The sequence below is a fragment of the Micromonospora sp. BS32 genome (assembly GCF_059089345.1).
Window position 1 is genome coordinate 173,733 of sequence record NZ_JBSSHR010000003.1, and the last position, 7,189, is coordinate 180,921.

Below are 7,189 nucleotides of genomic sequence, written 5' to 3' on the forward strand. Positions count from 1 at the left end.
ACCCGCCCGGACCGGCCCCCACCGTAGCCCGACCCCCGGCGGGCACCCGGCGCGGCCGTGCTCCGGCCCGGGTGGCCCGGACCGGGCCGCCAAGCGCCGGCGGCGGTGGCCGGGGAGTCGGCCATGCGCCCGGTCGCCCGGCGATCGGTGAGACGCTGAACGGCTGTGGATGGCTCACCCATGCGTGAGCGTCTACGGTCGGACGTGTGGATCCGCTCACCGGGCTACTCGACGGGCCGCGCGCGCGGGGCGCGTTCCTGCTCCGCTCGCTGCTGGACCCGCCGTTCGCGCTGCGCGTCGAGGACCGCGGGCCGCTGACCGTGGTCGCGGTGGTCCGGGGCGCCGCCTGGGTGGTGCCGGACGAGGGGTCGGCGGAGCCGCTGCACCCGGGGGACGTGGCGGTGCTGCGCGGGCCGGACGCGTACACCGTCGCCGACGACCCGGCCACTCCACCGCAGGTGGTGATCCATCCCGGCCAGCGCTGCACCACGCTGCGCGGCGAGCCGCTGGCCGCGACCCGGTCACTGGGCGTGCGCACCTGGGGCACCGGAGCGCCGGGCGACACCGTGCTGCTGACCGGGACGTACCAGCTGCCCGGCGAGATCAGCCGGCGGCTGCTGGGCGCGCTGCCGGCGCTGCTGGTGGTCCGCGCGGACGACTGGCACAGCCCGCTGGTCGGGCTGCTCGCCGACGAGGTGGTGCGCGACTCTCCCGGCCAGGAGGCCGTCCTGGACCGGCTGCTCGACCTGCTGCTGATCGCCGCCCTGCGCAGCTGGTTCGACCGGCCAGGCACGGCCCCCGCCTGGTACGCGGCGGCCGGCGACCCGGTGGTCGGCCCGGCGCTGCGGCTGCTGCGGAACGACCCGGCCCGGCCGTGGACGGTGGCCGCCCTCGCCGCCGAGGTCGGGGTGTCCCGGGCGGCGCTGGCCCGCCGCTTCACCGACCTGGTCGGTGAACCACCGATGGCCTTCCTCACCGGCTGGCGGCTGAGTCTCGCGGCGGACCTGCTGCGCGAGCCGGAGGCCACCCTCGGCGCGGTGGCCCGGCAGGTGGGCTACGGCAGCGCGTTCGCGCTGAGCACCGCCTTCCGCCGGGTGCGCGGGCTCAGCCCGCGCGAGCACCGGGCCCGCGTGCCGGCGAGCTGAGCGCGTCGACGCTCACCCGCCGGTGAACGCGCGCAGCAGGGCCCGCACGGCCGACCGCAGGTCCTCAACGCCCCGCCGGGCGGCCGGGCGGCTGACGAGCTGGCCGCCGTCCGCGAGCGCGACTGGCACGACCCGATCCCGGCCCTGTTCGCCGCCACCCGGCCCGAGGATGTGCTCCGGCACGACCTCCACCACCTGGCCGCCCCGCTGCCGTCGTACGTGCGTGGCCGGGTGGCGCTGCTCGGCGACGCGGCCCACGCGATGACCCCGTACCTCGGTCAGGGTGCGGGTCAGGCGATCGAGGACGCGGTGACGCTCGGCGTGGCCTGCACCGGCGGGCCGGCCGGCCTCGACGCCGCGCTCGCCCGGTACGACCGGGAGCGCCGCCCGCGCAGCCGGGAGGTGTCCCAGGCGTCCGACAAGATCGGCCGGTACGGCCAGCGGCTGCGCCACCCCGTGGCGGTCGCCCTGCGCGACACCATGGTCCGGCTCACTCCGTCGCGGGTGGCCCTGCGCCAAGCGGCCCGGTACACCGACTGGCACCCACCCCAGGGTTGAGCGACCGGCACGGCAACCCGCGGCCGGCCGATCAGCGGCGGGCCGATCAGCGGCGGGCGGCGACCAGGTCGGTGTAGTCGGCCGAGGCGAGGAAGCGGGTCAGCACCTCGACCGTGCCCGGCGTGAACGGGCGGCCGTCGAGCACCTGGTCGCCGGGGACGAAGACGATTGCCGCGCCCTCTCCGAGCACCACGTCCTCCTGCCGGGCCCGGGTGGGCGCCCAGAAGTAGTGCTTGACCCGGTCCAGCTCGGGCAGCTCCTGCACGGCCCACGGCCGCAGCGGAGCCTCGGGGAGGAGCCCGGTCTCCTCGTACAGCTCGCGTAGCGCGGCCTGCTCGGCGGTCTCCCCCGGCTCGCCGTGACCGCCGGGCAGCCCCCAGACGTTCGGGTGGTGCGGCGCGTGTTCGTCGCGCAGCTGCAGCAGCAGCCGACCCGTGGGGTCGACCAGCAGCACGCAGGAGACGGAATGCACGCGGTCAGCCTAGCGGCGGGGGGCCGCCGGCGCGGTCCCGCAGGGACGGGCGCACCGCACCGGGCCGGTCCAGGACCGGCGCGGCCACCCCTGCCCCGTACGCCAGCGTGCCGAGGTCGGCCAGCCGGCCCCGGGTCGTCGCGTCGCAGAGCGCCCCGGCCAGCCCCGCCCGGTACGCCGCCGCAGCGTCGACGCCGAGCCCCGCCGCCACCTCGTACTCGCCGGCCAGGGTGATGTCGAAGATCGCCGGGTCGTCGGTGGAGACCGAACAGCGCACGCCCGCCGCGGCGAGCCGGGCCACCGGGTGCGGGCGGTCCGGGGCGGCGACCCCGAGTCGCAGATTGGACGTGGGTGTCACGTCCAGCACCGTCCCCCGGTCGACCAGCTCGGCGACCAGGTCGGGATCGTCGACGGACCGTACCCCGTGGCGGATCCGGACCGCCCCCATCGCCAGCACCTCGCGGACGGCCTCCGGCCCGGCCGCCTCCCCGGCGTGCGGGACGAACGGCAGCCCGCCGTCGGCGGCGATCCGCACGGTCCGGGCGTACGGGGCGGTCGGATACCGCCCCTCCGCGCCGGCGAGCCCGAACCCGACCACTCCCCGGCCGACGAAGCGGGTCGCCACCCGGGCGGCCTCCTCGGCCACGGCGACGTCCTGGCCCCGGAAGACCTGCGGAGTCAGTCCGATCGCGACGCCGAACCGGTCCCGCGCCTCGGCGGCGGCATCGACGCAGCCGGCCAGCACGTCGGCCCACCCGGACGGGCCGCCGAGCCGCTCCTCGGCGTCCAGCACCGGCTCCAGGTAGACCGCGCCGTGCCCGGCGGCCTCCGCCGCGTACGCCAGCAGCCCGCGCCGGTAGTCGTCCGGTGCGCGCAGGCACTCGGTCCGCGCGTTCCAGGTGGCGATGAACTCGTACAGGTCGGCGAAGGCGTACGGGCCGTCCGGCGGCGGGACGACGCCGTGGCCGCGGGCGATCTCGGCGAGCAGTCCCGCCCGGACGGCGCCCTCCAGGTGCACGTGGAGTTCGATCTTCGGCAGGTCTCGCTGGGCGGGGGTCATCGGTCTCCTCGGGACGGTCGTCGGGCCGCCCCATCCTGCCCGCGACCGGACCCTCCCGGCCTCCCCCGCACAGGGGAAAAGAATTGCTCCGGGGCAACCTTCCAGAATATCCGCCGCTTCCATTTTCCGGGCTCGGCCGAAAGGGAGAGTGGATCGGTAAGATCGGAGACACCGTTGTGACTGATCGCTGACTGCTCGCCGTGAATCCGACGGCACACACTGTGCGCATGATTACCGGGCACGTACGCGACAGGACATTCCGGGTCGCGCTGTGTCTGGCCCTGGTGGCGCTGCTCACCGGGTGCATGCAGCTGAACCTCGGGCTGACCGTCAACGCCGACGACACGATCGACGGCCAACTCCTGCTCACCGCCGAGAAGAGCCTGCTGAGCAGCAGAAACAAGAACGTCGGGGCGGCCTTCGCCGAGCTGCGGGAGAACATCCCGACGCTGCCGGCGGGCGAGGAGACCCTCTACCAGGACGACCGGTACTACGGCGCCCAGATCAATTACCGCCGTACCCCGCTGAAGGATTTCACCAGCGAGAGCGTGAAACTGGTCCGGGACGACGATCTCTACCGGTTCAGCCTGCCGCTCGACCCGAAGAAATACGGTGGGAAAGTCGCCGAGCAGAATCCGCAGAACCAGCAGTTGTTCATGCAGACGATGTCCTTCGAGATATCCGTGACCTTCCCCGGCCGGGTGATCGGCACCAACGGCACGATCAGGGGCCGCTCGGTCAGCTGGAAGGTCCCGGCGCAGCGCGACAAGCCGACCGAGCTCTGGGCGGCGGCCGAGGCGCCGCCGAAACCCTCCCCGTCCGCGAGCACCAGCGCCGTGGCCGCCGCCGGCAGCGACAACGGCGGATCCACCCGCTGGTGGGCGATCGTCGGCGCGGTCGTCGTCCTGTTGCTGCTGGCCGCGGTCGCCGGCGTCCTCGTCCTGCGCCGGCGCGGTCGCGGCGGCGCTCCCGGCACCGGGCCCACCGGCCCGCCCCCCGAAGGGAGATCGCCGTGAACGATCTCTACACCTGGTCCGCCCTGGGCAGCCTCACCGGCGCCAGCGCCGCCACCCTGCTGGCCGCCAACGTCATCGGCGGCCTGCTCGGCCCCACCGGCGACAAGGCCCGCAAGTGGATCGCCCTCGGCATCGCGCTCGCGCTGTCGTACCTGACCGCGGCCTTCGCCGGCGACGCCGGCGCGGAAAAATGGATCATCGCGTTCTTCAACGGGCTGGTGGTCTTCTCCGCCGCCCTCGGCGTCAACCAACTGCCCCCGGGCAACCGACAGGCGACGCAGGCGTCGCCGACCCATCTCGCGCAGGGCCGCGAGCCCCGCTACATCCGCTCCTGGGTCTGAGAGGTGACCCCATGGTCTTCGGAATCATCAGCGCGGTCGTCCACATCGTCTTCGGCGCCGCCCTCGGCGGCTGGGCCGGCGGCACCCTCGGCCTGGTCATCGGCGCGGTCGTCGGCCTGCTGGTCGGCGCGCCCTTCGGCTGGGCGATCGCCTCGGCCCGGGTCTACGGCCCGGACACCCGAGGAATCCTGCTCTTCGTGGTGGATCACACCTGGAGCCTGCTGAACACGGTCGCCGGCGCGCTCTACCTCGCCGCGCACCTGGTCTTCGGCCATCAGCTGGACCGGGCCACCTCGGCGCAGAGCTGCCGGGTCAACGTGGTGCAGGGGGTCTCCCCCCGCTACGCCACCACCATCGGCACGGTCTGCGCCGGCTCCGACTCCGGCATCCAACGGCACGAGGACGTGCACATCTTCCAGGCGCGGCTGCTCGGCCCGCTCTACCTGGTGACGGTGGCGCTGAACTACGCGCTGTTCACCATCGCCCCTGTCTGGTGGCTCTGGCACGACCACACCAACGCCCCCATCAACCGCTTCGCCCGGTACTTCGAGATCGGCGTCTACCCGCACGTGTGGAACGAGGCCATCGCGTACCGGATCCAGGGGACGCCGCCGCGATGACCGGCGACGGGCGGGGACCGATCGAGGCGGCCACCGCCGAGCTGGCGGCCTGGCTGGCCGGGGCGGCGGGCGAGGACGTCCCGGTCGGCCCGCCCGTCGACGGCGGGCCCACCGCCGGGCTGACCCTCTGGCCGCTGGCGCTGCGGGCCGCCCGGCAGACCCGGGGCACCGGCGCCCGGGAGCCGTACCGCTTCACGATCCGCTACCTGGTCAGCGCGGCCGGACCGGCGGCGCTGGCCCGGCTGGACCGGGTGCTCGCGGCGGCCGCCGCCGAGGGCGAGCCGGAGCTGGTGCTGGAGGCCGGCGACCCGGCGCTCTGGCGGGCCTTCGGCGTGCCGCCCCGGCCGGCGCTGCTGATCGACGTGCCGGCGCAGGTGGCCCGGCCGCTGCCGGCCGCGCCGCCGGTGCTGCGCCCGCTGCGGCTGCGGCAGCTGGCCATGCGCGACCTGGACGGCCGGGTGGTCGGCCCGGAGGAGCAGCCGCTCGCCGCGATGCGGGTGGAGCTGGTCGGCACCCCGTACGCCACGCACACCGACGCCGCCGGCCGGTTCCGGATCGCCGGCGTGCCGCACGACCCGGAGCAGCCCGACCGGTCGGTGCGGCTGCGGCTGGTCGGCCGCGGCCGCACCCTCACCGCCGAGGTCGACCCCGGCGAGCCCGACATCGTCATCGTCTGCGAACCCCCGGCCCGCTGACCGTCCCGCGCCACAGGAGGACCGATGCCCAACTACTTCTCCCCCGGCATCTACGTCGAGGAGGTGCCCAGTGGCGCCCGCCCGATCGGGGCGGTCGGCACCAGCACCGCGGCCTTCGTCGGGGTCGCCCCGGACCGGACCGCGCACGTCGACCGGGCCCTGGCCGTGAACAGCTGGTCGGAGTTCCTGCGGCTCTACGCCGACGGGGAACACCTGGAGAGCACCCCGCTCGCGCGGGCGGTCTTCGGCTTCCTGGACAACGGCGGCACCCGGTGCTGGGTGGTCAACGTCGGCGAGGGCGGGCAGCTCACCGGCGGCGGGCAGCGCCGTACCGGCCTGCAACTGCTGGAGGCGGTGGACGAGATCGCCATCCTCGCCGCGCCCGGCTTCCACGATCCCGTCTCGCACGAGGCGCTGCTCAGCATGGCCGAGCGGCTGCGCACCATGGTGGCCATCTGCGACCCGCCGCCGGGCATCGAGGACATCTCCGGGCTCACCCGGGTCGCCACCCCCGGCTCCGCCCGCCCGCCCCGCGCCGCCGACGGCAAACCCGCCGACGGTACGCCGAAGCCGGCGGACGCCCCGGCGAAGCCGACCGACGACGACGCCCCGTCGGCGTACCGGCCCCGGCAGTCCGACTTCGGCGCCTGCTACTTCCCCTGGCTACGGGTGCGCGACCCGCTCAGCGGCGAGCTGGTGCTGACCCCGCCGAGCGGGCACATGGCCGGCATCTGGGCCCGCACCGACGCGCTGCGCGGGGTGCACAAGGCCCCCGCCAACGAGCCGGTACGCGGCGCCGTCGACCTGGAGTACCTGGTCACCCGCCCCGAGCACGACGTGCTCAACCCCCGGGGCGTCAACGTGATCCGCTACTTCGCCGGCGAGGGCATCCGGGTCTGGGGGGCGCGCACCCTGGCCGCCGAGGCCAGCGAGTGGCGCTACCTCAACGTGCGGCGGCTGTCGATCGCCATCGAACAGGCGATCGCCAACGGCACCCGGTGGATGGTGTTCGAGCCGAACGACTTCTCGCTCTGGCGGTCGATCCGACGCGACATCGGCGCCTTCCTCACCCGGGTCTGGCGCGACGGCGCCCTGCTCGGGCGTACGCCGGAGGAGGCGTTCTTCGTCAAGTGCGACGAGGAGACCAACCCGGTCGACGTCCGCGACGCCGGGATGGTGGTCGCGCACATCGGCATCGCGGTGGTCAAGCCCGCGGAGTTCGTGGTGTTCAAGCTGAGCCAGTGGGCCGGCGGCACCGAGACCGAGACGATTGGAGGCTGAC

At 74.9% G+C, this 7,189-nt stretch carries 9 protein-coding genes; 7 read left to right on the forward strand and 2 right to left on the reverse strand.

What is annotated here, in order from left to right; all coding sequences use genetic code 11:
* The first annotated feature begins 206 nt into the window (after nt 1-206).
* Together AC5RWQ_RS06310 and AC5RWQ_RS06315 are read left to right on the forward strand one after the other, a co-directional pair.
* A complete protein-coding gene (locus AC5RWQ_RS06310; protein WP_494281784.1) occupies nt 207-1,145 on the forward strand; it encodes an AraC family transcriptional regulator in 939 nt (312 codons plus the stop codon).
* A gap of 171 nt (nt 1,146-1,316) precedes the next feature.
* Nucleotides 1,317-1,703, forward strand: a complete 387-nt coding sequence (locus AC5RWQ_RS06315) for an FAD-dependent monooxygenase (RefSeq protein WP_494281785.1) — start codon at nt 1,317-1,319, stop codon at nt 1,701-1,703.
* A gap of 46 nt (nt 1,704-1,749) precedes the next feature.
* Here AC5RWQ_RS06315 and AC5RWQ_RS06320 read toward each other — a convergent pair whose 3' ends face one another.
* Together AC5RWQ_RS06320 and AC5RWQ_RS06325 are read right to left on the reverse strand one after the other, a co-directional pair.
* Nucleotides 1,750-2,175 (reverse strand): NUDIX hydrolase, encoded by a 426-nt coding sequence (locus AC5RWQ_RS06320; protein ID WP_494281786.1) that lies wholly within the window; start codon nt 2,173-2,175, stop codon nt 1,750-1,752.
* 4 nt (nt 2,176-2,179) lie between these two features.
* The gene (locus AC5RWQ_RS06325; protein WP_494281787.1) at nt 2,180-3,235 is read right to left on the reverse strand and encodes an adenosine deaminase family protein; all 1,056 of its coding nucleotides are present in this window, start codon (nt 3,233-3,235) and stop codon (nt 2,180-2,182) included.
* A 227-nt stretch (nt 3,236-3,462) separates the two neighbouring features.
* Between AC5RWQ_RS06325 and AC5RWQ_RS06330 the strand changes: the two genes are divergently transcribed.
* The 5 genes from AC5RWQ_RS06330 to AC5RWQ_RS06350 are packed head-to-tail and all read left to right on the forward strand — an operon-like array spanning nt 3,463 to nt 7,188.
* A complete protein-coding gene (locus AC5RWQ_RS06330) occupies nt 3,463-4,251 on the forward strand; it encodes an LppM family (lipo)protein (protein WP_494281788.1) in 789 nt (262 codons plus the stop codon).
* Nucleotides 4,248-4,592 (forward strand): hypothetical protein, encoded by a 345-nt coding sequence (locus AC5RWQ_RS06335; protein WP_494281789.1) that lies wholly within the window; start codon nt 4,248-4,250, stop codon nt 4,590-4,592. Before AC5RWQ_RS06330 ends, AC5RWQ_RS06335 begins: the two co-directional genes overlap by 4 nt.
* 11 nt (nt 4,593-4,603) lie before the next feature.
* Nucleotides 4,604-5,212 carry a glycine zipper family protein gene (locus AC5RWQ_RS06340; protein WP_494281790.1) on the forward strand — a complete coding sequence of 203 codons (609 nt, stop codon included), beginning with the start codon at nt 4,604-4,606 and terminating at the stop codon, nt 5,210-5,212.
* Nucleotides 5,209-5,907 (forward strand): carboxypeptidase-like regulatory domain-containing protein, encoded by a 699-nt coding sequence (locus tag AC5RWQ_RS06345; protein WP_494281791.1) that lies wholly within the window; start codon nt 5,209-5,211, stop codon nt 5,905-5,907. Before AC5RWQ_RS06340 ends, AC5RWQ_RS06345 begins: the two co-directional genes overlap by 4 nt.
* A 24-nt stretch (nt 5,908-5,931) precedes the next feature.
* On the forward strand, nt 5,932-7,188 hold the full coding sequence (locus tag AC5RWQ_RS06350) for a phage tail sheath family protein (protein WP_494281792.1): 1,257 nt from the start codon (nt 5,932-5,934) through the stop codon (nt 7,186-7,188).
* Nucleotide 7,189: the final 1 nt, after the last annotated feature.

Coding starts and splice junctions, on each gene's coding strand:
- AC5RWQ_RS06340 (WP_494281790.1), top strand. CDS start 4,604: ATGGTCTTCGGAATCATCAGCGCGGTCGTCCACATCGTCTTCGGCGCC.
- AC5RWQ_RS06325 (WP_494281787.1), bottom strand. CDS start 3,235: ATGACCCCCGCCCAGCGAGACCTGCCGAAGATCGAACTCCACGTGCAC.
- AC5RWQ_RS06350 (WP_494281792.1), top strand. CDS start 5,932: ATGCCCAACTACTTCTCCCCCGGCATCTACGTCGAGGAGGTGCCCAGT.
- AC5RWQ_RS06330 (WP_494281788.1), top strand. CDS start 3,463: ATGATTACCGGGCACGTACGCGACAGGACATTCCGGGTCGCGCTGTGT.
- AC5RWQ_RS06345 (WP_494281791.1), top strand. CDS start 5,209: ATGACCGGCGACGGGCGGGGACCGATCGAGGCGGCCACCGCCGAGCTG.